At 67.8% G+C, this 25,286-nt stretch carries 19 protein-coding genes, 1 tRNA gene and 1 pseudogene; 7 read left to right on the forward strand and 14 right to left on the reverse strand.

Annotated elements, in window-relative coordinates:
- Nucleotides 1–32: 32 nt before the first annotated feature.
- Together DSC45_RS05250 and DSC45_RS05260 are read right to left on the reverse strand one after the other, a co-directional pair.
- Nucleotides 33–977 carry a LamG domain-containing protein gene (locus tag DSC45_RS05250; protein ID WP_119287515.1) on the reverse strand — a complete coding sequence of 315 codons (945 nt, stop codon included), beginning with the start codon at nt 975–977 and terminating at the stop codon, nt 33–35.
- 1,538 nt (nt 978–2,515) lie between these two features.
- The gene (locus tag DSC45_RS05260; protein WP_119287519.1) at nt 2,516–3,262 is read right to left on the reverse strand and encodes an alpha/beta fold hydrolase; all 747 of its coding nucleotides are present in this window, start codon (nt 3,260–3,262) and stop codon (nt 2,516–2,518) included.
- A gap of 95 nt (nt 3,263–3,357) precedes the next feature.
- Here DSC45_RS05260 and DSC45_RS05265 point away from each other — a divergent pair, with 95 nt between their 5' ends.
- The gene (locus tag DSC45_RS05265; RefSeq protein ID WP_119287520.1) at nt 3,358–3,900 is read left to right on the forward strand and encodes a TetR/AcrR family transcriptional regulator; all 543 of its coding nucleotides are present in this window, start codon (nt 3,358–3,360) and stop codon (nt 3,898–3,900) included.
- Between the two features lie 433 nt (nt 3,901–4,333).
- Nucleotides 4,334–4,758, forward strand: a pseudogene (locus DSC45_RS36245) (IS5/IS1182 family transposase); the annotation flags it as partial.
- Between the two features lie 462 nt (nt 4,759–5,220).
- Here DSC45_RS36245 and DSC45_RS05280 read toward each other — a convergent pair.
- The 6 genes from DSC45_RS05280 to DSC45_RS35650 form a co-directional block, all read right to left on the reverse strand.
- Entirely contained in the window at nt 5,221–5,982 is a 762-nt protein-coding gene (locus DSC45_RS05280) for a helix-turn-helix domain-containing protein (RefSeq protein ID WP_119287522.1), read from the reverse strand.
- Nucleotides 5,983–6,128: 146 nt separating this feature from the next.
- Nucleotides 6,129–6,566, reverse strand: a complete 438-nt coding sequence (locus tag DSC45_RS05285) for an HIT family protein (RefSeq protein WP_119287524.1) — start codon at nt 6,564–6,566, stop codon at nt 6,129–6,131.
- A gap of 56 nt (nt 6,567–6,622) precedes the next feature.
- Complete coding sequence (locus DSC45_RS05290; protein ID WP_240434472.1) at nt 6,623–8,095, reverse strand: amidase; 1,473 nt, start codon at nt 8,093–8,095, stop codon at nt 6,623–6,625.
- Nucleotides 8,096–8,516: 421 nt separating this feature from the next.
- Nucleotides 8,517–8,741: a hypothetical protein gene (locus DSC45_RS05295; RefSeq protein ID WP_119287526.1), complete on the reverse strand. Its 225-nt coding sequence runs from the start codon at nt 8,739–8,741 to the stop codon at nt 8,517–8,519.
- Between the two features lie 39 nt (nt 8,742–8,780).
- Entirely contained in the window at nt 8,781–9,137 is a 357-nt protein-coding gene (locus DSC45_RS35645) for a CocE/NonD family hydrolase C-terminal non-catalytic domain-containing protein (RefSeq protein ID WP_162929135.1), read from the reverse strand.
- Between the two features lie 302 nt (nt 9,138–9,439).
- Nucleotides 9,440–9,652, reverse strand: a complete 213-nt coding sequence (locus DSC45_RS35650) for a hypothetical protein (RefSeq protein ID WP_162929136.1) — start codon at nt 9,650–9,652, stop codon at nt 9,440–9,442.
- Nucleotides 9,653–10,594: 942 nt separating this feature from the next.
- Here DSC45_RS35650 and DSC45_RS05310 point away from each other — a divergent pair.
- From DSC45_RS05310 to DSC45_RS05320, 3 genes are all read left to right on the forward strand, one after another.
- A complete protein-coding gene (locus DSC45_RS05310) occupies nt 10,595–12,331 on the forward strand; it encodes an AIPR family protein (protein WP_119287532.1) in 1,737 nt (578 codons plus the stop codon).
- A gap of 435 nt (nt 12,332–12,766) precedes the next feature.
- The gene (locus DSC45_RS05315) at nt 12,767–13,012 is read left to right on the forward strand and encodes an NUDIX hydrolase (protein WP_119287534.1); all 246 of its coding nucleotides are present in this window, start codon (nt 12,767–12,769) and stop codon (nt 13,010–13,012) included.
- Nucleotides 13,013–13,558: 546 nt separating this feature from the next.
- Nucleotides 13,559–14,155, forward strand: a complete 597-nt coding sequence (locus tag DSC45_RS05320) for a site-specific integrase (RefSeq protein WP_119287536.1) — start codon at nt 13,559–13,561, stop codon at nt 14,153–14,155.
- Between the two features lie 458 nt (nt 14,156–14,613).
- On the opposite strand, the gene DSC45_RS05325 is transcribed toward DSC45_RS05320, so the two are convergent.
- The 3 genes from DSC45_RS05325 to DSC45_RS05335 all read right to left on the reverse strand — a co-directional run bounded on the left by DSC45_RS05325 (nt 14,614) and on the right by DSC45_RS05335 (nt 16,359).
- Nucleotides 14,614–14,687: transfer RNA gene (locus tag DSC45_RS05325), tRNA-Pro, on the reverse strand.
- Between the two features lie 263 nt (nt 14,688–14,950).
- Nucleotides 14,951–15,310: an MmcQ/YjbR family DNA-binding protein gene (locus tag DSC45_RS05330; protein ID WP_119287538.1), complete on the reverse strand. Its 360-nt coding sequence runs from the start codon at nt 15,308–15,310 to the stop codon at nt 14,951–14,953.
- 119 nt (nt 15,311–15,429) lie between these two features.
- The gene (locus DSC45_RS05335) at nt 15,430–16,359 is read right to left on the reverse strand and encodes an alpha/beta fold hydrolase (RefSeq protein WP_119287539.1); all 930 of its coding nucleotides are present in this window, start codon (nt 16,357–16,359) and stop codon (nt 15,430–15,432) included.
- Nucleotides 16,360–16,727: 368 nt separating this feature from the next.
- Between DSC45_RS05335 and DSC45_RS05340 the strand changes: the two genes are divergently transcribed.
- Nucleotides 16,728–20,240, forward strand: coding sequence for a ThuA domain-containing protein (locus tag DSC45_RS05340; RefSeq protein WP_119287541.1), 3,513 nt, complete (start codon nt 16,728–16,730; stop codon nt 20,238–20,240).
- A 211-nt stretch (nt 20,241–20,451) separates the two neighbouring features.
- Nucleotides 20,452–21,246: a sugar phosphate isomerase/epimerase family protein gene (locus tag DSC45_RS05345; RefSeq protein WP_240434485.1), complete on the forward strand. Its 795-nt coding sequence runs from the start codon at nt 20,452–20,454 to the stop codon at nt 21,244–21,246.
- A gap of 815 nt (nt 21,247–22,061) precedes the next feature.
- Here DSC45_RS05345 and DSC45_RS05350 read toward each other — a convergent pair.
- The 3 genes from DSC45_RS05350 to DSC45_RS05360 all read right to left on the reverse strand — a co-directional run bounded on the left by DSC45_RS05350 (nt 22,062) and on the right by DSC45_RS05360 (nt 25,091).
- Nucleotides 22,062–22,922, reverse strand: coding sequence for an ABC transporter ATP-binding protein (locus DSC45_RS05350; RefSeq protein WP_119287729.1), 861 nt, complete (start codon nt 22,920–22,922; stop codon nt 22,062–22,064).
- Nucleotides 22,923–23,064: 142 nt separating this feature from the next.
- Nucleotides 23,065–24,087: an ABC transporter substrate-binding protein gene (locus DSC45_RS05355; RefSeq protein WP_119287545.1), complete on the reverse strand. Its 1,023-nt coding sequence runs from the start codon at nt 24,085–24,087 to the stop codon at nt 23,065–23,067.
- Between the two features lie 140 nt (nt 24,088–24,227).
- Nucleotides 24,228–25,091, reverse strand: a complete 864-nt coding sequence (locus DSC45_RS05360; protein WP_119287547.1) for an ABC transporter permease — start codon at nt 25,089–25,091, stop codon at nt 24,228–24,230.
- Nucleotides 25,092–25,286 lie beyond the last annotated feature (195 nt).

Below are 25,286 nucleotides of genomic sequence, written 5' to 3' on the forward strand. Positions count from 1 at the left end.
GCCGGTCCGGGAAGCACGTCCAGCACGCGGACTCAGGACGCCGGTCGCCCACCGGTGCGGCGGTACTCGGCCCTCACCTGACCCGGGGTGGCGGCCCGGTCCAGAAAGAGCAGATCGTCCATACGGCAGTTGCAGGGGTTGGCTTCGCGGGTGTTCTGCGGGAAACTCCCGCCGATCTTGAGGCCTCGCGGGTCGGTCGGCGAGGCGAGGTCGGGCTCCGGCTCTCCGGCAAGAGCCCACGGATCGTCGTCGCGTACGTAACTGCCGGAAAGTGCACGGCCGTTGCGGTACAGCGCCATGTCACCCGTGTCGAAGTCGAAGGTCGCGGCCAGGTGGACCCACTTGCCGTCCGGCAGATGGGTACGCCAGTCCCCGTCCGCGGCGAAGGTCTGGGACTCGGAGCCGTCCAGCCGGCGTCCAAGTGCGACGAGGCGCAACTCGCCGTCCACATCGATCAGTTCGAGGAGGGCCCGTACATCGTGCCCGTTCGAGTCCCCGGTCAGGACGCCCGCCAGACCGATGGCGTTGTAGAGGTCGGAGGGGTCGGCCGTACTCGAATCCGGGCTCGGATTCTGCCCGGTGGTACGGAACCAGCCCATCACCGTGGCCTGGCGGGCTCCGTTGAACGCATGCAGCGAGGCCGCACCGTCCGGCTCGTACACGCCCGCCTTCCAGTCGTCGTTCCCCGCCGCGTCCGGACTCACCTGCCGGGTCTGCAGGACGTGCCCACGCCGCGGATCGGCGTCGTCGCGCACGCGCATCGCAGCACCGCCGTTGACGAGCGACAGACTGGTGCCGGACGGCCCCACGTCACGCTCACGCCCGGCGTCCGCGGGGTCCGGATGCTCGAAGTCGTAGCCCGCGACCAGACTTCCGCGGATGCCTGCCCCAGCGGCCGCGGACGGGTCGTCAGGCGAGGACGCACCGCCGGACGGAGTGACGAACGCGGCGGTGAGCAGAGCGGCCCCGACCGCCATCACAGCAGGCCACAGCCTCGACCGTGCAGTATTGCGCCGATACGACGGCACGGCGGCGCCAGGCGTCATGTCCCCTCCAGAGGGCGAGCAGAGAAAGCGCTTCCTATCGTGTCTGCTGCAACGTACAAACATCGAGCGGAGGCGACAAGAGCTCGTACAACGATTACCGTCCGGCTCCTGCGGAGAGCGACCCCACCACACGGGATGACGCCAGGGGCCACACCTCTCCGGCAGGTCCAGCCATCCCCGCTGTCCCCGCCACCCCCGCCATAACGGCCATTCCGGTCGGATGCTGCCGGTGAACAACAGGGGCTCGTGGGTCCGCGACTCGCGCCACCAGGGCAACGTCCTGGATCGGCAGAGCTGGGATCGGTACGGGAAAACTCACCCCGGGACACGATCCGGCGACCGAGGTCATGCACGCGTCGATGCCGCTTCCCGATCACGCCGCACTGAAAGCGGGTGGCTTCGGGACACCGGCAGGCGGCACTCGTAGACAGCGAGGCCGATGTTCCTGGCAGGTCCGTTGATCCTCTTCGTGCACACGTCGAGCCAACGGCCTCCAGCGCCCAGTCAGTTCCGTTTGCGGTGTGATCGGAAAGCGTCCATCGGGCAGTTTGCGCAGCCGGCCCCGCCCGGCGAGCTTGCTCAACTTGCTGCGCAGGGGCTCCAGCCGACCCGTCACCTCGACGTCAAGGCCCAACTCGACACCGACGTCCTCGCCCCGACCGGACCAACGCATTCCGCACGATCTTCATCGGCCGCAATCCGGCGGCAGGACGTCCTCCCCGGCCCGCCTCGCGGTGTGGCACCAGTAGCACTCTGCCAGCCCACCTGCGCCGTCTTCGCCTGCGACGAGGGCTTCTCCGCGTCCAGTTGGGCGTGATCCACCCCCACACGCGCATGGCCACCGCGAGTTCCTCGCGCTCGGTGCGGACCGCATCGAGTCGCTCGGCCAGGAGCTTCTGCTCGTCGGCGAGTTCAACCCGACGAGCCGCGACGCATTCGGTGTTCTCGTCGGTCTCCGTCACCCCTCGGACCTACGAACCCGTACACCTCCGCGACTACGCCTCCGCGACCTGGAAACGGCCAGACCGGCCTCGACCGCCGCCCGGCGATCGAGGCGCCAGGCTGCCCACAACCAGCACGAGCACCCGCCCTCCCGAACGATCACGCCACCCCGATGACCTGCGACTTCAAGATGTCGGGACTTCAATCGCACCTCCCCGCCCTGGACCAGCTCGCCCTCCTTCCGCACCCCGGCTGACCGACGAATCCACCCGCCCCTGAGCAAGACCCCCTCCAGTCGAAGCAGTGGAACCCGGCACCCACCCGAGACGACACCCGGCCCCCGGCCTACCCCACCTCGGCCCACCGCACGAAGACGAGCCACCGACTCCGTCGGCGGCTCGTCATGAGACTTCGCGGTCAGAGATCATTCTCTTTCCGAACCCCATGTGCGGTTTCTGCTGCTCAGGTATGCGTTAGCGACTGGCGTCGAAGTCTCGCTCCGTCACGGACCGAGCTGTCGTCCGATGTCATACGGGCCGGGAGCCCCAGAATCGGTTGAGTACCTCCGCGCCCCGATCCGGGTCCTGGAGCATCCAATAGTGGGTGAGGTCGTCCAGTTCCACTGCCTGTGCTCCGGTTCGCGCGGCCACGTCCCGGTCCATCGCGGGCTGTGCCATCGGATCGCCGGTCGGGATCAGGACGAGCCCCGGCGCCTGCGCGGGGCGGTCGAAGTCCTTGCCCCAGTCGGCGTGGAAGTTGGGCCAGGCCGAGCGGTAGAGCGTCAGGATGGCCTTGCTCATCTCCTCGTCATGGACGGTGTCGACTTCTGCCGCCAGTTCGGCGCTCATCCCCCGGGGGCGGAGGAAGTCGCCGAAACCAGGGCTGCCGGGGGCCTGGGTGCGCAGCGACGCGAGCAGCTCCTCGCCCTCCGGGTTCCTCTGGAAGAGGGTGGCCGCCTCGTGCCACTGATAGTCGGGATGCCAGCCGTGTGCGACGTCGGACACCCAGCTGCGTACCGGAACGTCGTAGGCGGAGACGATCCGCATCACCAGGTGCGCGCCCCAGTCGTGGCCCACGAGATCGACGGGCTCACCGAGGGCACGCAGCTCCCTCGCCAGCCAGCCGGCGTATGCCTCCTTGCCGTCCAGGCGAGTCGGGCGAGGGCTGCCGAATCCGGGCAGCCGCAGGGTCGTGGCGGGGCGGTCGATCCGCTCCCGGAGGTCGTTCCAGAGGGAAGGCGTCTCGGGTACTCCGTGGATGAACACAACGGTCATGACCGCTCCTGCCGAGGCGAAGTGGATTAGCTATCCATTTCACCGTAACAGCAGCCTGATAGGTTATCCACATCGGCTTCTGCGGAGGAGGGATCATGAGGTCGGATGCCGCACGCAACAGGCAGAGGATCTTCGATGAGGCTCGCGACGCCGTCATCGGCGGGGAGACTGCGCTCACCCTCAACGAGCTCGCGCGCCGGGCGGGCGTAGGGGTCGGGACGGTTTATCGGGTCTATCCCACGCAGCGGACCATGCGGGAGTCCGTCCTGGAGGAAGCGGTCCGAGAGCTCATCGATGCGGCGGTCGCAGCGGGCGCACATCCCGATCCCGCCAACGCCCTCGTCGACTTCCTGCGCACAGCGCTGCTGACCGCTTTGGCACGACCGGGCCTCACCGACGTTCTGATCACCGGGTCCGACGAGACAGAGTCTCTGCACCGGGCCAAGGGAGAGCTGGTCGAGGTCACCTCCGGCCTGCTCGCACGCATCCGCCCTGCCCCTGCCCTCACCGGCGAAAACCTGCTCAAGCTCCTGTGCGGCCTGATCCACGCCGTCAGCGAGCACCCGGCGGAGCGGCAGGGGACCGCAATAGACAACTACCTCGACATCCTCCGGGCCGGCCTCACACCCGCCCCCTGACGACCGGGCCCTCGGTGCGGGCGAGGCCCGGACTCGGATGCTGCGCCGGAGGTGCATCGTGCCGCTCGTCATGCAGCCCTCCTTGGCCGGCCCGCTGCGATGTCGCGTACGCCGCCCGTCGGAGCAGGCCGACGCTGGGCCGGGGCCGGGCGTCAAGATGATTCGATCGGCCGAGGCCGAACCGGCCCTGTACACGACCTGGCTGATGGACTGCGAACAGGTGGAACACGGACTGCCCGCGGTCATCGCGACTCGCCTCGGACACAGCCCGAAGGCCGTTAGGCGCGTCCGCACGCCACGGCGGCCCTTCGAGTCATCAACGAGTACGTCGGAGCCGGCCTTCACGACGGCACCGATCCGCGGAAGCTCGGGGACGAGGGTTTCGCCTTCATCGCGGACGCCTTCCGCACGGCCACCGGGGGCGCCGTGGGCGACCACCAATGTCAACCTGTCCGCCGCCGACAGCCGTTGCCGGCCATTGGCCATCCAGCTCACAGCCGGCCAGGCCGGCACCGGTCATGAGCCGTTTCCGGGTTCCCTGGCCAGTCGGACGGCCCGCATCACGCCGCCCTCGCGGACAAGGCGTATTCCTCCCGCGCTATCCGCGAACATGTGCGCCGACGAGGTATCCAGTGATTCCACACCCTGCGGATCAGGCTGCCACCGCAAGCGCCGCGGTCACCTCTGGGGAAAACCGCCCGCCTTCGACTGCGACGCCGACAAGCAGCACAACACCCTCGAGCGCTGTTCAACCGGCGCGGACGACGGCGCGGCCTGGCCACGCGATCCGACAAGACCGCAGCCGTCTACCTCGCCGCACTCCACACCGCAGGCATCCTCATCTGGTCCGCGAGATGATCCAGAAGGAGCGCCCGAGGGTGTGTCCGGAAAGTCGTGTGCGGTGCTCGCGGTGTCCGGTGCGTGCTCTCGGTGCGACGGCCGGAAGTCCTCGTACCGGACGTACTTGGACTTTCGGGCGGTGCGCCGACAGTGCGTGCCAGGCGCCGTGAGTCCCGTGCAGGACTTTCCGGACATGCCCTAGGACGGTCGGCATGGAGCCGGAGACGCTCCGGACGATGCGCGGGCGAATCGCGCCCATCCGCGCGGGTGGGAACATGGCATCCGTCGCGGCCGACGCTGCGGACCCGGGGGCGATCCAACCTCGGCCAGCACGGGTGTACCGAGTCCGGCCAGGGCACGCACCGGCCCGTTCCCGGCGCCCCGACGTCGATGTCCCTCGACCGGCTCCGCGCGACGTACACCGTCGGCTTCCCGTTCGGGCCGGGAAGGAACCCGGCATGGAGCAGGAGACCGGCGCGGTCAACGAAGTTCGGCGGCGTTCCGCCCCGGTCGGAGCTGTGTGGACTCGTCCACGATCACGTGGGCCCGGTGCAGAACATCGAGCTGCGCCGGGTTGTACAGCTCACGCAGGATCGTCGCCATGGTCTCTCGAACGAATTTCTTCCCCTTCGAGGCTTCGGCGTACAGATCGGGCAGGTCCGGGTGGTCCTGCCGCAGCCGGCGCAGGTAGGGCACCATCCGCTCCACGAGGTCTTGGCGGATGTGCTCGCCTGCGTCGGCGGCGAGTTCGTCGAACTCCCGGTTGATCGGGTGAGCAGGCAGATTGCGCACCAGTGCACCGTAGGCTTGCAGCTGCTCCCCGTGCATCAACCGGGTCATGACCAGCAGGAGCGAGCGGTCGGTCTCGGACAGCACCGTCGCTTCGCCGGGAGTGAGTTCCGCAGGCAGGTCGGCCGGGGCGCGCTGCTCGATCAGTGTCGCGAGTTCGAGCCGGGCTCGCTGCAGCCGCTCGATGGTCGCGGCCAGCTCCGCGTCGAGCGTGCGCAGTGCCCGCCCGGGGTGCTCAGCCTCGTCCACCGTCTCCGCGATCTGGTTCAGCGAGAACCCGAGATCGACCAGGCGCTTGACCCGCAGCAGGCGGACCAGGTGCGGCACGCCGTACTGCTTGTAGCCGTTGGCGCGGCGCCCGGGCTCCTCCAACAGTCCGACCTCGTGGTAGTACCGCACCGCCCGCAGGCTGGTGCCGGCAAGCTCTGCGATCTCCCGAGTACTCCAGCTCATGGTCCTCAGCCAACACTGTGCCGCTACGGCACAGTCAAGTCCTCCCCCTGCCGCTCATGATCGGCATCACGATCGGGACCGGGCTGGTGCTGATCGGCTTCCGGCTCGCGGCAGCTGAGCCTGTGCGCGGTCGCGCGAGTTCCGGTTCACACTCCGGGGCCAACGTCCAGTGCCTGTTCATAATCGAGTTCCAGCAGCGCGGTACGGAGCTTCGCTGCTGCTTCAGCCAAAGCTGACTGGTCCTCCTCCTGCTTGGCTTTACTGAAGTCAAAGTCGGACATATCCCAGACCGGCGCGACATGTATATGCAAATGCGGTACCTCAAAGCCTGCGATGACGAGGCCGGCGCGCGGAGCGTTCCAAGCCCGCTGCACCCCTTGCCCCACGGCCTGGGCCACCTCGAAGCAGCGCGTCAGAAGGGCCCCGTCAGCGTCCGTCCACCGGTCGACCTCACGCCGCGGCACGACAAGAGTGTGACCGGGCCGCAAGGGAGCGATGGACAGAAAAGCGACGATTTCCGGATCCTGCCAGACGAAGCGTCCGGGCAGCTCGCCAGCGATAATGCGTGAGAATACGGTAGTCATAGGTGAAATTGTCCCCACAGACGTCAGGCCGCGGACGGCGAATCGGGCAACGACGGTCAGAGATGCGCCCACGGCCGCGCCCGCTCCAGTTGCGCGGCCAGTGCCAGCAGCTCGGGCTCCGAACCCGGACGCCCGACGAACTGGATGCCGAGCGGCATCCCACTCGACGTCCGATAGAGCGGCACCGACGACGCCGGGCGTCCGGTCACGTTCGCCAGCTGAGTGAAGGGCGCGGGCTCGAGGTTCGCGACGGCCAGTTTCTCGACGAGGTTCATCCGCCCCAGCACACCGCCGATCCGGGCAGCCAGCAGCCCCCGTGCGGCGAGCCGGACCGGCAAGGCGAGATCGAACTCGCCGATCGGCCACGCCGGCCGGGCGGTGGTCGGGGTGAGCAGCATGTCGTAGCGCTCGTGGAACCGGGCCAGCGCTCGGGTGTGCTGGTGCCAGCGGGACTGCGTGGCCAGATATCTCGGCGCCGAAAGGTTGCGGCCGATCGCAGCCATCATCCGGGTTTCGATCTCGAAGTCGTCCTCGGCGCAGCCGGTGAACTCCCGTGCGGCCGTGACCTCGGCGGCGACCATCGCGAACCAGGTCGTGAGGAAGTCGGTTGCCAGGCGCTTCCCGTCGATGGCCGGGGCAGATTCCTCCACGACGTGTCCGAGCCCGGTGAGTAGATCCCCCGCCTCCCTGACTGCGGCGGCGACCTGCGGATCAACCGGTCCGCCAAGCGGGGACACCGTGCTCAGCCCGATCCGCAGCGGGCGCGGGTCGTCCACGACGGTCGCGGCGTAGGGGCGCTGCGCCGGCGCCACCCGGTACGGGCCCTCCGGTGCGGGCCCGGCCAGCACGTCGAGCATCGCGGCGGAGTCACGGACCGTGCGCGACAGCACGCCCTGCACGGCGGTGCCGTGGAAGACCTCGTCGACCTCCGGCCCGGACGGGACGACGCCACGCCCCGGCTTGAGCCCGAACAGTCCACAGGCCGCCGCCGGAATCCGGATGGATCCCCCGCCGTCGTTCCCGCCCGCGACCGGGACGACTCCGGCCGCGACCGCCGCCGCGGACCCGCCGGAGCTGCCACCGGGCGTCCGCGACGGGTCCCAGGGGTTGCGGGTCGGGCCACCCACGACGGGTTCAGTTATCGCGCGGGCGCCGAATTCGGGGGTCGCGGTCCGGCCGAACACGACCAGCCCGTCGTCGAGCCAACGCTGTACCACCGTGGACGTCTCCGGGCGCGGGAAGCGTGCCAGCGATCGATTCCCACTGCCGGTGGGGATTCCGGCGAGGTGCTGACTCAAGTCTTTGATCAAGAATGGGACGCCGGCGAACAGCCCGGACAGCGGGCTGCGAGCGCGGGCGAGGGCAACGTCGTCGAGTCGGTGGCTGATCGCATTGATCGTCGGCTCGACGGCGTCGGCACGCGCAATCGCCGCCTCGAGCAGTTCACCCGGGCTCACCGCCCCCGACTTCACCAACTCGGCCAGCCCGACAGCGTCGTGCTCCCGGTACTCATCCCAAGTGATACCCATACGAGTGCTCCCATCAGAGCGATAAGGGCTTGGTCCGAGGCACGTCCAACGTCACGACGCCTCGGCCATCGGCGTCCCGGCCACGACCTCGCGCAGGTCTCGGTCGGCCGGTCACGACAGCGCCCGACACTGCGTAGCGATGTTGATCAGCCATGGTCTGAGTCAACACTGTGCCGCGACGGCACACTCAAGCTCATGGACAGCGGGATCACACCACGCCGAGTTCTGGGCACAGCACCCGACGCGGGCACGCGGCGAAGGTCGGACTGACCGGAGGCAGACGCGCTCCGGCCGGCGCCTGACCCTGACCGTCGGCTGGCGCTCCGGGCCCACAGATCTGCGTCGCCGGCGGTAGCTGTCCACCTCGTCGGTTCCTTTCGCCCGCCATTCGCTCTGCGCGCAGATCCGGCCCGACGACTGCTCACGGAGCGGGGATCGCCGGGAGCAGCAGGGACAACTTCGCATCGGGACCGAAGTGCAGGGTGACCGTGCCGCCGAAGATCTCCGCCGGACGATCCTCCGGGTCGGTGTGGATGAAAGGGCCGACGCCCGTCGTCGGGTACATCGCGTTCTCGGTCGCCGTGCCTTGGTTGCTGTAGTCGCGACCACCAATGCCCAGCTCGAGGACATAGCCGGCCGGGACCACGATGCTCGTCGGCCAGATCTCGATGTCGACGTCGACGTGCTAGCCGGGGACGAGCGGCTCGATGGCGTCGTGGCTGTGCACCGGTCGATAGGGTTCGGAGCTGTCGATGTCGAGTCGCCGGTGGGAGGCACGCAGCCATCCCAACGCGATCGGCACCTTCGGATCGTTGGACCCGATGAACGTAACCTCGGCGCCCTGCGGGTCGTAGAGCCTCAGGCTCGAGAAGAGATCAGCGTCGGTCGTGGCGGACGAGATGCGCAGTTTCGCTGCGGCTGGACCGGTGAACTCTCGATCGTCACCGGCAGGCGGGAGCTTGAAGCGCAGGTCTTCGTGCTCCGGCTGGTAGCTCAATGTGCCCGAGGCGCCCGGCGAATGGGCCACCCGAAGATGACCCATCAGCTGCGAAAGTATCCGACGTAACCGTCGGGACGACAGGATTTGAACCTGCGACCCATTGACCCCCAGCGATGCGGTCGTTGCCAATCCCGAGAGATGAAGAGACGCTGCGGGCGGTGCGCAGCGGCTGAGACCTGTTGCGATGGCTCCGCGCGCTTGGGTCCAGTATGCGCTGTTCGCACTCCCCGATGCGTCGTGCATCCCGGCCGGCTAGTCCCTCTTTCCGGCGGTGATCGCCGAATCTTCAGTCAGGAGTGGGGCGGTGGCCTCCCGCCGCACTACTGACCATGACGAAGCGCAGTTCATTCCCCTGAACCGAACGCCGGCACCCGCCCTGGCAGCTCTAGCCAGTCCACCGCAGCCCCCTCGATGAGCTTCTTGATCTGCTCCGGGCCCTCAGACTTCAGGACATCCCGCAGGCACGCGCATACCGCCGGTTCACGGTTACCAGTCAGGCAGATGACGATGCCGGCGATCTGCAACCCACGGGCCGCTGCCGTCAGCTGCGCGTCCACCGGGAGGGGCATCCTGGAGGCAAGTTCCTGAGCGAAGATACGGCTGATCGGTGGACTTCCGAGCCATCCGAGCAGCCCCCCGGCCGCGCGTCCGACCGCTGCGTGCAACAGGTCCTTCCCCTTGAGGATGTTCCTGGCCAGGCGGGCGAGGTCGCGGCAACCTCGCCCCCGGTGTCTTCTTACCAGTGCGTTCCAGGTCTCGTTTGACACGTATGCGGCGGCCCTGGCCTCGATCGCCGCGGCTCCGCCGTCCTCGAGGGCATCCACGCAGAAGGCTGCGAGCTCTTCCGCCTGGCTCTGCCGCGGCGAGGGCTCGGGAGGTAGCCGCGGTGCCTGCGGCCTGGCGGGCGCACGACTGGTCCGAGATGTCGACCCGACGACCGTGCGGCGCTGGGGCGGAACGCGACGCCGGGGCGCGGATCCGCGTGCGGTCTTCCGCCTGCCGCCGCCTGCCCCTTCCGGGAGCCCCCTATGTCGGTGACAGCGCAGACCCGACGCCTTGACTCGGTTCTTGCAGAGGGTTCCGTCGCCGGTCGCCGCCCGGCACCTGTTCACCATGTCCGGAGCTTCTCCGTGACCATCCAACGACGACAACAACGCCAAATCAGCCAACGTCGCCAGAGGGAATGCCGCCGCAGTACAGGCTAACTGCCGTACGACATAGGCGATGTGATGTGGCCGGACCGGATCCATTGCTCAGGGCCCCAGCTCGGGCATGCGACCGCATTGCGACCACCGCGCCACCGACCACGCGAAGGGCCGCCCTCTCGTGGATGAGAGAACGGCCTCCGACCTGCGTTGCCTAATCGTCGGTACGGCAGAGTTTGAACCTGCGCCCCTTTGCCCCCAGCGCGCCCCAACTTGGCTTATTACACGGGGTATTCATCCACGGCGACCACTGCCAACATCTTCGGTCTACGTTCCTACGCATCGGGGTGCTGCATGTCTGTCCAGAACAACGATCAGCGGTTGCTCGACCGAATCCTGGAGGACCAGCATCGCAAGCTCGCGCCCGACAAGAGCAGGGACGACTTCTTCACGTTCTTCGCCGCTGACAAGGCCCTGCAGGACTGGGATCTGGACAACGACGAGATCACAGACGGGATCGTCGACGGCGCCCACGACTGTGGTATCGACGGCATCTGGGCCTTTGTCGACGAGCGTTACATCAGTGCCGATGCTCATCAGTATCTGCCGTCCCGTGCCAGCAAGATTGAGCTAGTGATCCTCCAGGCAAAGAACACCTCCGGATACCAGGAAACGGTGATCGAGAAGCTCCACTTTCACTTGCCCACACTGCTCGACATGGGACGAGAAGAAGATGACCTGGTCGACCACACCAACGCCAAACTGATGGACCGCTCCCGTCGGTTCCTGCACGTGCTGGAGGAGCTGGCCTCCTCGTTTCCACAGGTCCGCATCAAGGTCATCTACGCCAGCAAGGCGGCGGAGAGCCCACACCCCAACGTCAAATCCAAGGGTGATCGACTCCGCAGGGAGCTCGCAAAGATCACCTCGGACGCCATCGCCGAGATCGAATACCTCAACGCACCGGTTCTTCGTGAGCGCACAGCGCGTGGGGCGAAAGCCGTCGCCCAACTCGTCTTCACCGAAACACCCATGAGCACCTCGCTCGGCGAAGGGTACGTGTGCCTGGCACGACTGGACGAGTACTACCGGTTCATCACCTCGGACAACGAGGCCCTGCGGCTGGAGCTGTTCGAGTCCAACGTACGCGACTACGCGGGATCGACCGTGGTCAACAATGCCATCGGAGAAACCCTCAAGTCCGGGACTGGCGAGGACTTCTGGTGGTTCAATAACGGCGTCACCGTAGTCGCCGACGCCGCTCAGATCGCAGGCAAGCGAATCGTGATCAAAGAGCCGCAGATCGTCAATGGCCTGCAGACGAGTCACGAGATCTTCAGTTACGTCCAGAGCGGCGGACAGCACCGTGACCGCTCCCTGCTCGTGAAAATCGTCGTCGCGCCGGAGTCCGGAACCGCCCGCGACCGCATCATCCGAGCCACCAACAGCCAGACCCAACTCCCCGCTGGAGCCTTGCGTGCCACCGAGTCCATCCAAAAGGACATCGAGGAAATCCTCCACCAAGCCGGCGGTTACTACTACGAACGCCGCGCCAGCTACTACCGCAACCTCGGCTTTCCGCTGGCCCGCGTCGTCAGCATGGCTCGGCTGGCGCGAGAGTTCACAGCCTTCGCCCTCCGCGAGCCCCACGTGGCGCTCCGACACTCTGACGCCCTGCTCCTGGATGACCAGCATTACGCCCAGATCTTCTCCACTCGGCACGACCTGGACATCTACCGCCTTTGCCTCGACGTCCACAGCCGACTTCGCACTTTCCTCACCCAGTACACCGAAGACCGCCCGCTCCTCGGGGAAACCTTGGAGAACTGGCTCTACCCGCTGGCCTCGATGTCCGCCTACACACTCACGCGCCTGCGCCAGCCATCCACACGCGACCTGATGAACATCGACTTGGACCACCTCAACGATGCCCTTATGAACCGCATGGCAGGCACCTTGGAGATCAACTTCAAGACAGCCCTGCGCCACAGCAAGGCCGGTGGCGTCGACCGCATCGCCCGCACCCCCGACTTCACCATCAAGATCCGCCAGGCCGTCATCACCCAGAGCCGCTACCGCATCGACAAATGACTCGGCTCCGACTCAAGGCTTCGAGGGCCGGCCCTCCGCGAAAGTACGGACGGCGGCCCTTCATATGGCGCGAGCGGAGCCAGCATCCTGCACCGAGCCCACCGGGGCCACGAAGCCATCCGCGACATCACCTGCGGTGGCCTCGGATACCAGCTACCGCCTCGCGTACACGAACCACCCACCTTCGCGATGCTGGACCAGTACCTCCCTGAGCGAGAATGCCGCGCCTGTTACGGCGCCTTGTAGGGAGCAGCGCAGGGTGCCGAAGGCCCACTCCGTATCGAAGCCATGCTCATCAACGCGATGACAGAGGGCTGAACGTCGTCCCTCCGGTCCCAGGAGTGAGCTCGTCAGAGGTCTCGTTAGCCCGCCACACGGAACTCGGCGCCTCCGATCTACACGATGACCGAAATAGGTTCTCCGAGTGGCCATGTCATGTCTCAGCGTCCCCACGACGTCTGGCGGCCCCTGGGCTCGTACGCGATCACACTCGGGTCGACAGCCCGCGTCCACCTCTACGAGGCACGCTCACTCACCCTCGGCCCACAGCACCTCACCGACACCGAGCAGGACTTCAAACTCTCCTGGTGGCCACTCGACGACGCCATCACGGCAGCTACCGACGGTCGGTTCCTCCTGCCCGCGGGCCCCCTCGCCCTGTTCCTGGCGGGACGCCATTGACCAGCCATCTGACAGGTCCACGGAGCACCGCCCTGACCTGGTCCGCAAGCGAACGCTCCCTCCAATTCCGTACCACAGAACCGCTGGGACGACCGTGACTCCCTGGCACCAAAGGCTCACCACCGGAACGAAATCCCTGCCCCCAATTGGAACGGGCTCGTTGATGGAGGTGCTCCACGCAGTCGAGAACGACAGTGCGGCGGTGCCACTCCAGCCAGGCTCCCGCTTTCTCGGCAAGTTCTCCCAAACCCGCCAACTGGGCCGCCGGCAAGGCCTCGTGAGCCGATTCGGATAGTGCACGATTCCTCCCACTTGATGTTGGGTCGGTCCGGGTAGGCCCAGGGGAGTGTCACGTAGACCGGATCGAACTTCGCCGTGTGGGCTTTGACGGCCTCGGCGAGATCCGGCGGGCACGGGCGTCGCGCCCCTTGCCGCCTATAGGTGACGCGAACGCCGACTTTCCGCCGACTCTGATGATTTGGCGCGTGCAGTCGGGCATGTCTTTGCTCGCCCCTCTCCCGCGTCCGCCGCAAGCCCCCGGCGGTCGTGCCGCGGCTGACCGTGCGGCCACTCGTCACGACGCAGCGCACGAGCGGCATCAGTGGCCGCGTCCTCAACCCCAGCATCTTCGACGAGGAGCAGTTGAAGCGGGCGCTCGTCACGGCCAAATTGATCCCGACGCCCAAAGTCACCGTCAAGCAGGGCAAGGGCACCCGAACCTCAAAGAGCATCGATTGGGACAACCCGCGCGAGCACAGGTTCCACGTGCTACTGCACACGTTCGCCTCGATCGTCCTTCAGGCCGGCAAGACGATCGCGAAGCTCACGGCTTGGCTCGGCCGCAGCGACCCGGCGTTTACGCTGCGGGCATACATCCACTTCCTGCCCGAGGCCGGGCAGCGCGGCCTCGCCACGCTGGGACGGTGGATCAGTCGAGCGGGCGCCGAGCCCCAGGCGGCCGCCGAAGCCGATGCGGAGGACGGCTTACCCCCGACGGCTCCCCAGGAGCGCATGTCGCCGCCGATTTTCCCCCCCCACAGCCTTATGGATCATGAAAACGGGGATGTAATGCCTGCTCAGAGATGGAGAGGGCAGACGATTCGGCCTGCACGCCGGGTCCCGTTCCTGTCGGAAGGGGCGTAAACATCCCACACCAAACAGCCGGGAATCACCCCATCGTCACACCAGCAGAATCCGTCAGCAACGCCCAACTGCCTCAACAGGCCGCTCCCCACCGTCGAGTTCACCCACAGGACGCCGCCCCCTCCCCCGACTCAGACCCGATCCCACCTCCCCGAACGCCTTCCGCCGTGTTCAAGATCTGGAGGGGCTGTGCGACGAGATCGTGCACGATCGCGGTCAAGGGGTCGTCCAGGCCTCGTCGAATGGGGCGACCCCTTGACGAAGAATCGGACAAGGGGTCGTCCCACCGACCACGTGCCCACCGCTGCGGCCCCGACCGGGATCGATTCGTCGACGGGACCCACACGTTCCGACGACCCAGGTCAAGCACGCATTGACGCCGCTCCCAGACCAGCCCCAAAACGCCGACAGGGCCATCCGAAGATGGCCCTGTGCTGCGGAAATATCCGACGTAACCGTCGGGACGACAGGATTTGAACCTGCGACCCCTTGACCCCCAGTCAAGTGCGCTACCAAGCTGCGCCACGTCCCGGTGCCCGCATGACCTGGGGTTTCCCCCGGCCGAGCGCGCACCGAAACAATACCGCACTCGGGGCGGTGGTCGTGAACTCGTTTCCCGCGTGCCAGGGGCACCCGCGAAGGAGCGGTTCCGGACGCGGACGGCGGACGAGCCGTGACCGGCGGCCTGATCACCTCACCCCGGTCAGCACCCTGTGCGCCACCGTCCGCACTCACTGTGCACGGACGCGCCCCCCCTCCACGGCGCCGTGCCGCCGTCGAGCTACCACCCGGATCTCACCCCGCGGCCGGCAATCCCAGGCTCGGATGCTCCTCGATGAGGCGGGACGGGGCGGCCTGGCGCCAGGAGTCGGCCAGGATGTCGCGCAGCTCGTCCCGGTCGTCCAGGGCGGCGAGGCGGACTCTGACCCAGGCGAACATCGCCTCGTGGTCCGCGATCCAGAACTTGTCCGGCTCGGAGAGTGCGAGCTCGTCCCGCTCCTCCTTCGGGCAGCGCACCGCTATCGACGTCTCGTCCTCGGGCAGCGTGGCGAACATCTTGCCGGCGACGCGGAACGTGGGCATCGACCAGGCGATCTTCTCGGTGGTGGCGGGGAAGGAGAGCGCGAGCTCACGGACGTCGTCGGAGGTGACCATGGTTCGACGGTAGAACACGGCACTGACAGCGGCGCCGGAACGCCGCTTCCCTCCGCCCCTGCCCCAACACCGCACCGGGGCCGGGAGTTGCACCGGACCCGATCCAGCGAGAAGCCCTCTCACACCCGCGCATCCAGCCAGGCCGTCAGGTCGTTCTGCACCTCGTCGCGGTTGGTCTCGTTGAGGATCTCGTGGCGGGCGCCCTCGTACCCCTTCCAGGTCAGGTCCGTGACGCCCGCGTAGCGCAGGTCCTCGAGGAGTTCGTGGACGAGGGTCATGCGCTGATTGCACGGGTCTTCCGTGCCGACGGCGATGTGGAACGGGAGGTCGCCGGGGATCTTGGCCAGGTTCGCGGGGTCGTTGATCCGGCGCACCGCGCGGACCCAGTCGAGGGAAAGGCCCGTGGAGAAGGGGAAGCCGCAGCGTTCGTCGGCGACGTAGGCGTCGACCTCCGCGTCGTCGCGAGAGAGCCATTCGAAGCCGGTGCGGTGCGGGTAGGGGTCGTTGAACGTGCCGAAGAGGTTCGGGACGAAGTCCGAGAGGGCGGCGCGGCCGCGTTCGGCGATCTCGTTCTCGAGTCGGGCCAGGGACTGCTCGGTCTCGACGGACGGCAGTGAGCGGAAGGTGCCGGAGAGGATGACGCCGGAGAGCTCGTCGGAGTGCTGCTGCGCGTAGTCACGGGCGAGCATGGATCCGAGGCTGTGGCCGAGGAGGACCAGGGGAACGCCGGGGTGCAGGGCGCGCGCCCGCTCGCCGATCAGGCGCAGGTCCGCCACGATCGCGAGCCAGCTGTCCCGGTCCTCGTCGCCGGTGACGCCGTAGCCGCCGGTGGAGGGGGCCGTAGCGCCGTGGCCGCGGTGGTCACTGGCCACGACTCCGTAGCCGTGCGCGGTGAGGTGGCGGGCGAACCGGTCGTAGCGCAGGCCGTGTTCGGCCGCGCCGTGGGCGATCTGCACGAGGGCGCGTGGGCGGCCGCTCTCCGGCAGCCAGGTGTACGTGACGATCCCCGCGCCGTCGCCGGGCGTCACCTGTCCGACGGTGTACGTCATCGGATTGCTCTCCTCCGTGTGTGGGGCCGGGCGGTGCCGGGAGAGCCCGGGGCCGGGGTGGCAGGGCCGGTCGCCGGCCCGGGCGTCCCGTGGCCCAGTGTCTCCCCCGCTGCGGCCGGGACATGCGTGCACGGAGTGACCGCGGTCGCGCACTCGGCGCCGCGCGCACGGGCCGACCGCGGTCCCGCACTCGCCCGACACGCGCTCGAGCCGGCATGCCAACTCCCGTACCACGCACCGACCTTGCGTGCACCGCACGCTTCCGACCCATTGACCCCTCTCGGGCCGGAAACCTACGCTGAACGACGCACTGCAGAAAGCGCTTTCTAGCTTGTCTTCCACAGCCACCCCCTAACCAGGGAGCGCCCATGGGACGTCCCGCACGTGGCACGCGCACTGCACGAAGAGCCCCGAGATCCGGGCCAACGACCAGTGCGAGACCCGTAATTGTGCTGGTGGCACTGTTAGGGCTACTGCTGAGTCTCGGACTCTCCTCGCCCCCGAAGGCCGCCGCAGCGCCGTTCAAGGTGCTGGTCTTCTCCAAGACCACGAACTCCGAGCACCCCTCGATCCCGGCGGGCATCGCGGCCATCGAGAAGCTCGGGAAAGAAAACGGTTTCGAGGTGGAGGCCACGGACGACGCCTCCGCGTTCACCGACGAGAACCTCGGCCGTTTCCAGACCATCGTCTTCAACAACACCAACTCCACCCCGGAGTCCGGCGACCTGCTCAATGCCGATCAGCGCGCGGCACTGCAGGGTTACGTCCAGGGGGGCGGAGGCTGGGTCGGCCTGCACTCGGCCGCCGCCAGTGAGCGCGACTGGGAATGGTACGAGGGCCTGGTCGGCGCGATCTTCGACAAGCATCCGGAACCCCAGACCGGTCGGATCAAGGTCCTCGACCAGACGCACCCCTCCACCAAGGGCCTGCCCCAGCTCTGGGAGCGGAACGAGGAGTGGTACAACTGGCGCACCAATCCGACGGGCAAGGTGCACACCCTCGCGCAGATCAAGGTCCGCGACGGCGTCGAAGGACTCGACGAGGGTGTCGACCACCCGTGGTCCTGGTGCCAGAACTACGACGGTGGCCGCTCCTGGTACACGGCCGGCGGGCACGACGAGGCCGCCTTCGCCGAGGAGGCGTTCCTCCAGCACATTCTCGGCGGCATCGAGTGGGCGGCCGGCGCCAAGACGGGCGACTGCACCGCCTCCAAGACCGGCTCGTTCCAGCGCACTCCGCTGGCGACCGAGGATCTCGCCGACCCCTTCGAGCTGGCGATCGCTCCCGACCGGCGGGTGTTCTTCATCCAGCGGACCGGCAAACTGAAGATCATCGACCAGGAGACGCTCCAGGTCACCACCGCCTTGGACCTGGCGTACACCCCGGAGATGACGGACCAGTCGGACGGTCTGCTCGGGCTGGCACTTGATCCGAAGTTCAAGGAGAACCACCGGCTGTATCTGCTGCATTCGGACAAGGAGAAGAGCCAACTCAATCTCTCGCGGTTCACCGAGAAGGACGGCAAGGTCGACCCGGACAGCGCGAAGCAGCTGATGGCGGTGCCGACGTTCCGCGGCGAGGGGCGCGCCAATTCGCACATGGCGGGCTCGATCGCCTTCGACAAGGACGGCGATCTCTACATCGCGACCGGTGACAACACCGACCCCTTCGCCTCCGACGGCTTCGCCCCGATCGACGAGCGCGAGGGCCGTCGCGCCTGGGACGCGCAGGCCACCGCGGGCAACACCAACGACCTGCGCGGCAAGGTGCTGCGCATCACGCCGAAGGACGATGGCACGTACAGCGTTCCGGAGGGCAACCTCTTCGCTCCGGGCACCGACAAGACCCGTCCCGAGATCTACGCGATGGGCCTGCGCAATCCGTTCCGCATCACCACCGACCCACAGTCCGGCGCGCTGCTTCTGGGGGACTACGGCCCTGACGCCCGGGAGGGCAAGGAGGACCGCGGCCCCGAGGGGACGGTCGAGTACAACCGCATCACCGAGCCGGGCAACTACGGCTGGCCGTACTGCATCGGCGACAACACCCCGTTCAACGACTACGACTTCGCGACCGGCACATCGGGCGAGAAGTTCAAGTGCGACGCGTTGAAGAACGATTCGCCGAACAACACCGGGCTCACCGACCTGCCCGCGGCCAAGCCGGCCCTGGTCTGGTACGCCTACTCCGCCTCGAAGGAGTTCCCCGAACTCGGCACCGGCGGTGGCGGTCCGATGGGCGGCCCGGTCTACGACTACGACGCGGAGAACGACTACCGCACCAAGTTCCCCGAGGCGTACGACGGCAAGTGGCTCAACTACGAGCTGACGCGGCAGAACTTCAAGTCGTTCTCGATCCAGCAGAAGGACCAGTCGTTCACCGACCCGCGCTTCCCGGACGCCAAGGCGGGCGATCTGCACTCCATCAACCCGCTGTTCGCGGACATGGAGTGGAACCAGCCCTTCGACGCGGACTTCGGCCCCGACGGCGCGCTCTACGTCATCGACTTCGGGCTCGGCAGCGGCACCGGCCGCGGCGGCAGCAACGAAGGGGCCGGCATCTACCGCATCGACTACGTCGGTGACGACCGTCTGCCGGATGCCCGGATCACCGCGACTCCGGACAACGGCACGGGTCCGCTGGACGTGGAGTTCTCCAGCAAGGGCTCCGGCCTGCCGGACGGCACCGAGGTGACGTACGAGTGGGACCTCGACGGGGACGGCGAGACCGACTCCACCGAGGCGAACCCGAAGCACACCTACGAGGAGGACGGGCAGTTCACGGCCCGTCTCAAGGTCACGGCCCCGGGTGATCTGTCGGCGCTCGCGGTACGGGAGATCACCGTCGGCAACACCAGACCGGAGGTGAAGGTGACGACGCCGGCGAACGGCGGCATGTTCAGCTTCGGTGACACCGTTCCGTTCAAGGTCGAGGTGACCGACAAGGAGGACGGCGGCCCGGACAAGATCGACTGCACGAAGGTCGTGGTCCAGTCGCAGCTCGGGCACGACTCGCACCTGCACCCGCTCGACAACTACGAGGGCTGCGAGGGCGAGATCGTCACGGATGCCGGCGACAGCCACGGCCCGGGACAGAACCTGTACTACGGGATCACGGCGCAGTACGAGGACGAGGGCGGCCCCGACGGCGTGCCCGCGCTGACGGGTTCTGCCTCGCTCACGCTGCGGACCTCGTTCCGGGAGGCGGAGCACTTCACCCAGACGGGAGGCGCGCACGACGGCGTCGAGGTGGGTTCACGTGACGACGCCTCGGCCGGCAAGCGGCTGATCGAGATCGAGGACGGCGACTGGGTGTCGTTCGACCCGGTGAACCTGAAGGGCGTGGATTCGGTCACCGTGGGGGCCTCCTCGGGCGGTCTCGGCGGCGACGTCGAGTTCCGTTCGGGCGCTCCGGACGGGCCACTGGTCGGCAAGGTGTCCGTGCCGAGCACCGGAGGCTGGGGCAACTTCGTCTCACCGACCACGGACCTCGAAGACCCGGGCGGCAGCGGCAAGTTGTACGCCGTCTTCACCAACTCCGAGTGGTCGGAGGACAAGGAGGATCTGCTCTCCCTGGACTGGCTGCACTTCAATGGCCCGGGCGTGGAGAAGAGTCCGTCCACCGAGGTGACGGTCAAGGCGGAGCCGGCCGACGGGACTGCCCCGCTGACCGTCGCGCTGACCGGCACGGTGAAGCCCGTCGAGGGGCGCGAAGTGGCCTCGTACCACTGGGACTTCGGCGACAACAAGAAGCCCGACGGCGAGGAGGGCGCCACTGCCGAGCACACCTATGACCGCAAGGGCGACTACACCGCCCGGCTGACCGTGACGGACGACAAGGGCGACACGACGGCCGGGTCGGTCCGGGTCAAGGTGGAGTGACGGCCTTGGTCGCAGTGACTACTCCCGTAGCACGGGCGAATGCTGACGCAGCGTCACAAGCACTCGCGTGCGGCGTACTTGCTGGACTGGCGGCTCCAAGTGGGCCGAAAAGGAGGACGAGTTGAGTTCACGTAGAACCAGACGCGCGTTCCTCCGTACGGCCGCGGGCCTCGCGGTCGCGGCGGGCCTGAGCCCGGCGGCGTACGCCCAAGTGGGCGCGCAGGACACGCCGGCGGGCCATGGCCGGCGGCGGCGCATCCCGCGCGACGCCATCGGCATGCATCTGTTCACGATGCGTGATCCGCTCGCGGAGGACTTCCGCGGCACCGTGGAGCAGCTGGCCGAGATCGGTTACGCGACGGTCGGGGTGAGTGGCCGGCACGGGCACGACGCCCCGGCCATCCGCGGCATGCTCGACGCCACCGGCCTGCGGGCGGTGCTCGAGCATGTGGGGTACGACATCCTGACCGGTTCCGGTCTGCCGGGGGCGCTGGAGGATCTGCACACCCTCGGCGCCGAGTGGCCGGTCGTGCCGAGCCTGCCGGAAGCGATGCACACACCGGCCGGATTCCGGGAGGCGGCACGGGAGTTCAACCGGATCGGGCTCGCCTCGCGCGAGGCCGGTCTCGGCCCGGTCCTGTTCCACAACCACGGATCGGACCATGCGGAGGTCGAGGGCGAGGTGCTCTACGACATTCTGCTGCGGGAGACCGACCCGGAACTGGTGGGCTTCGAACTCGACGTGTACTGGGCGGCGAAGGGCGACACCGACGCCGGTCAGTACTTCGTCCGTGAGCCCGGCCGGTTCCCGGCACTGCACGTGAAGGACATGGCTCCGGACGGCGGCTTCGCCGACGTCGGTTCCGGGGTGCTGGACTTCTCGGCGATGTTCCGCTGCGCCCATGTGGGCGGCGTGCGGCAGTGGTTGGTCGAGCACGACAGTCCGGCGGACCCGTTCGCCACGGCGCGCAACAGCTATGCGCATCTGGCGGCGCTGCGGTACTGAGCGATCCTGGATGAAACGGGCAGCCGGTCCCTGTCATGGCGGGGGCCGGCCGTTCGTCATGCGTCGGCGGGCCCGGTGCCCGTTGCCGTGCCTGACGTACGGGCCAGGTGCTCGACGGCCGCCCCGTCGGATCGACGGTGGGTGTGCCGGTGAGGGCGCGGCGCGGGCCTGGGCCGGGTACGTGGCGATGCCCGTACGGGAGGCGTCGCTCTCGGCGGGTGACGCACTCGATGACCCTGTCGCGTACGGGCCGGGCAATGTCCGTACTCCCGAAGCGGCCTGGGAACGACAGGGCCGTCGGGCACACGCCGAGTTGGCCGACTTCCAGAACACCTACCGGACCAGGATTATGCAGCTCGACGCGACGTGCGGGCCGGGCCGGCATCGGTTCGATCAGCGGCGAACTCGCTTCGGTCGAGGGCGGGATGGTGGCCGTCAAGCAGTTCCCGACACGTTCCACGGCACGGTCCGCAGGAGGCCCTGCGGGCGCAGAGACCGGCGGCGACCTGATCACCGCCGGCTTCGTGAGACACCTGTGCGTACCGTTCACCGCGGGCAGGGCGCTTTCCGACTCACCGCGCATGGCGCTTCCGACTCACCGCGCACGCCGCCTTCGCCCTCGGCCGCCTGCCGGACGTCCTCTCCGATGCCACCGCACCCGGCCACTCACCTCGGCGGACGGCGCCGTACTGACGTTGGCGATGCTGCAGGCCGTGAGCCTGAACACGACCCCGGCCTGTTCGGCACTGTCATGGGAGGCGTCGACGAGACCGTGGACGTCACAGGCCGGGGTCCGGACCGAGGGCGAGACCGAGTCAGTCCACGGCCGCCGCGGCCCCGAGCAGGTCTCGGATCCGGGTCGTCGCCTCGCCGAACTCGGGGCGGGACATCGTCTCCGAGTAACCGCGCTCGGCGGGCAGACCGGCATCGATGATCTCGGCGACGGTGCCGGGCCGCGCGCTCATCACCACCACCCGGTCCGCGAGATACACGGCCTCGGAGATGGAGTGCGTCACCAGGATCACGGTGGTCCCCGTCTCCTGCCAGATGCGGCGCAGTTCGACGTTCATCTGCTCCCGGGTGAGCGCGTCCAGGGCGCCGAACGGCTCGTCCATCAAAAGCACCGGCGGCCGGTGCAGCAGAGCGCGGCACAGCGCCACGCGCTGCTGCATGCCACCGGACAGCTCGTGCGGCAGGGCGTCCTCGAAGCCCTCGAGCCCAGTCATCCGGATCAACTCCCCCGCACGTGCCCGGGATTCGGCCGCCGGCAGCTTGCGGATCTCGGCCTGCAGCAGGATGTTGCGCAGGGCCGAGCGCCACTCGAGCAGTGCTGCGCGCTGGAAGACGTAACCGATGTCGTGGCGCGGGCCGCCGACCCGCTCGTCGCCGAGGCGCACTTCACCGGCGGAGGGGTCGAGCAGGCCTGCCACCAACTTGAGGAGGGTGGACTTCCCGCAGCCCGAGGGGCCCACGATCGCCACGAACTCGCCGCTGGCGATGTCGAGGGAGACGTCGGTCAGGGCGGTGACGTCCCGCTTCTTCGAGCGGAAACGTACGGCGACGTCGTCGATGCGCACGGCGGCGGCCTCGGTGCGGTCCCCGGGTGTCACGGACTTGGTCACGTCGGCCTTCTCGAGGGTCGCGCCGGCCTGGCTGTGGGTCACGTCGTTCGGCATGGTGTGCCCTTCGATGTCGCGGGGGGCGGTGTCGCGGTCCGGTCTCACGGGTCCGGCATCGCGGGTGACGGCAACCCGTCAGTGGGCAGCCGGGGGCGGACGGGCCGGGTGCCCCGGGCCGGACCCCGGGGCACCCGCCCGGTCAGTCCTTGGGGGCCACGTCCGAGGCCCAGTACTCCTCGACCGGCTTGGGGTTCTTGACCATGCCGGCCTCGGCGAAGACGTCGATCGTCTGCTGCCAGTCCTTCTCCGTGTTCACTCCGGGCGCCTTGCCTTCGGTGGCATCGGTGTGGAGGAGGGTGAGCGTGGTCTTGAACTGCTCGTCGAGCACCGCCTTCGGCGGGAGTTGGTCGGAGGCGCCCTCCATCGAGGCGATCGCCGGGTCGGGGGCCTTCTCGGCCGCCGCCCAGGACTCGTTGACCGCCTCGGTCATGCGCTTCACGAGGTCCTTCTTGCCGGTCAGGATCTTCTGTCCGGCGATGAGGCCGTTGGAGTAGAAGTTCAGTCCGTGCTCGGAGAAGCGGAGGTACGAGACGTCCTTCTTCGCCTTGTTCTGCATCGACGGGCCCTGGTCACTGGCGTAGCCGAGCAGTCCGTCGGTCTTGCCGGAGATCACCGCCGCGATCTTCCCCGCGGGGTCGGTGTTCTGGATCTTGACGTCCTTCTCGGAGAGACCGTTCTCCTTGAGGAACGTCGGGAACGTCTTGGACAGTGCGTCACCCGCGGTTCCGGCGATGGTCTTGCCCTTGAGATCCGACGGGTCCTTGATGCCCTGCTCGTCGAAGTACTGCACCGAGGCGGGTGTGGTCTGCAGCATCACGCCGAGGCTGCGCACCTTGACCCCGGACTCCACACCGGCGAGCACAGCGGGTGTGTCGGCCCAGCCGAAGTCGGTCTGTCCGGCACCGGTGGCCTGGACGGTCTTCTGGGAGCCCTGGCCGGCCTGGATGTTGAGGTCGATGCCGTGCTTCTCGAAGATCTTCTTCTGCTTGCCGTAATAGAACGGGGCGTGTTCGCCGTAGGGGTACCAGTTGAGGGTCAGCGTGACCTTGTCGAGCTTCTTGCCCGAGTCACTGGTGCTCGTGTCCGAGTCACCCCCGCCGCAGGCCGTGGCGACGACCAGGGTCAGAGGGACGAGGCCGATGAGTGTTCTGCGCGGGTGCATGCGGGCCGGCCCTTTCGCGAGCGGACATCGGTGGGTTGTGCGGTGTGTCCGGCGAGGTGCGCGGGTGCGCAATTCGCCGTAATACGTGGGTGCTTGACGACACGTCAGTACATGACGTTGCGTCACCGGGCGGTGGTGCGTCAGTACGTGGTGGTGACCGCGCCGTCCCGGCGGCTCGCGTGCCAGGGCAGCAGGAGCTGTTCCGCGATCTCCACGGCGACGAAGAGGACCACGCCGATCAGGGACATCACGAGCAGTCCGGCGAACAGCATCGGGGTGTCGAGGTTGCCGTTGGCCTGCAGGATCACATAGCCGAGCCCCTCGTTGGCCCCGACGAACTCACCGACCACGGCGCCGGTGACCGCGAGCGTCACGGCGACCTTGAGGCCGGAGAAGAGATGCGGGAGCGAGGCCGGGAAACGGATCTTCAGGAAGGTCTGCCAAGGACTCGCACCCATGGTCGCCGAGAGCTGGAGCATCTCCGGGTCGACGGCCTTGAGTCCGGTCACCATCGAGATGACGATCGGGAAGAAGGCGATCAGGACGGCGATCAGGATCTTCGGCGTGATCCCGAAACCGAGCCAGACGACGAACAGCGGCGCGATGGCGATCTTCGGCACCACCTGCGCGAACAGCAGGATCGGATAGAGCGTCTTCTCGACCGTGGACGAATAGACCATCACCACGGCCGCGACCACTCCGACGACCACGGCGATCACGAAGCCGAGCAACGTCTCGTACGTCGTCACCCAACTGTGCTGCCAGAGATAGTCGGGCTTGTCGAGCAGGACGTCGAGGGTGGCGCCCGGCGAGGGCACCAGGTACGCCTCGACCAGTTCCGCGGCCGAGATCACCCACCAGGCGATGAAGCAGGCCAACAGCAGCGCCACCGGGCGCCAGCTCTTCTCGGCCGCCGCCAACGCGCGCTGCTGCAGGCCCGGCCGGGCCCGTTCGGCGACCCCGGCGGGCTGCACGGGTGCGGTGGACACTGCACTCTGACTCACTACGAACTCCCCTTGTCAATGTGGCTGTTGCGGAGAGCGGGTCGGATCGGTAGACCAGTGGGACGGGTACGGGAAACCGCTTTCAGAAAGCGCTTTCTGGTACGATGCGGCCACGCTAATGACCGCCCCTCCGCACGGTCAAGAGGTCGTCATGCGGAAAGTTTCAAGACCCGCGCCGTACCGGTACCCGCCGCG

Source organism: Streptomyces sp. YIM 130001 (assembly GCF_003574445.1).
In the GTDB taxonomy this organism is placed as follows: Bacteria; Actinomycetota; Actinomycetes; order Streptomycetales; family Streptomycetaceae; genus Streptomyces.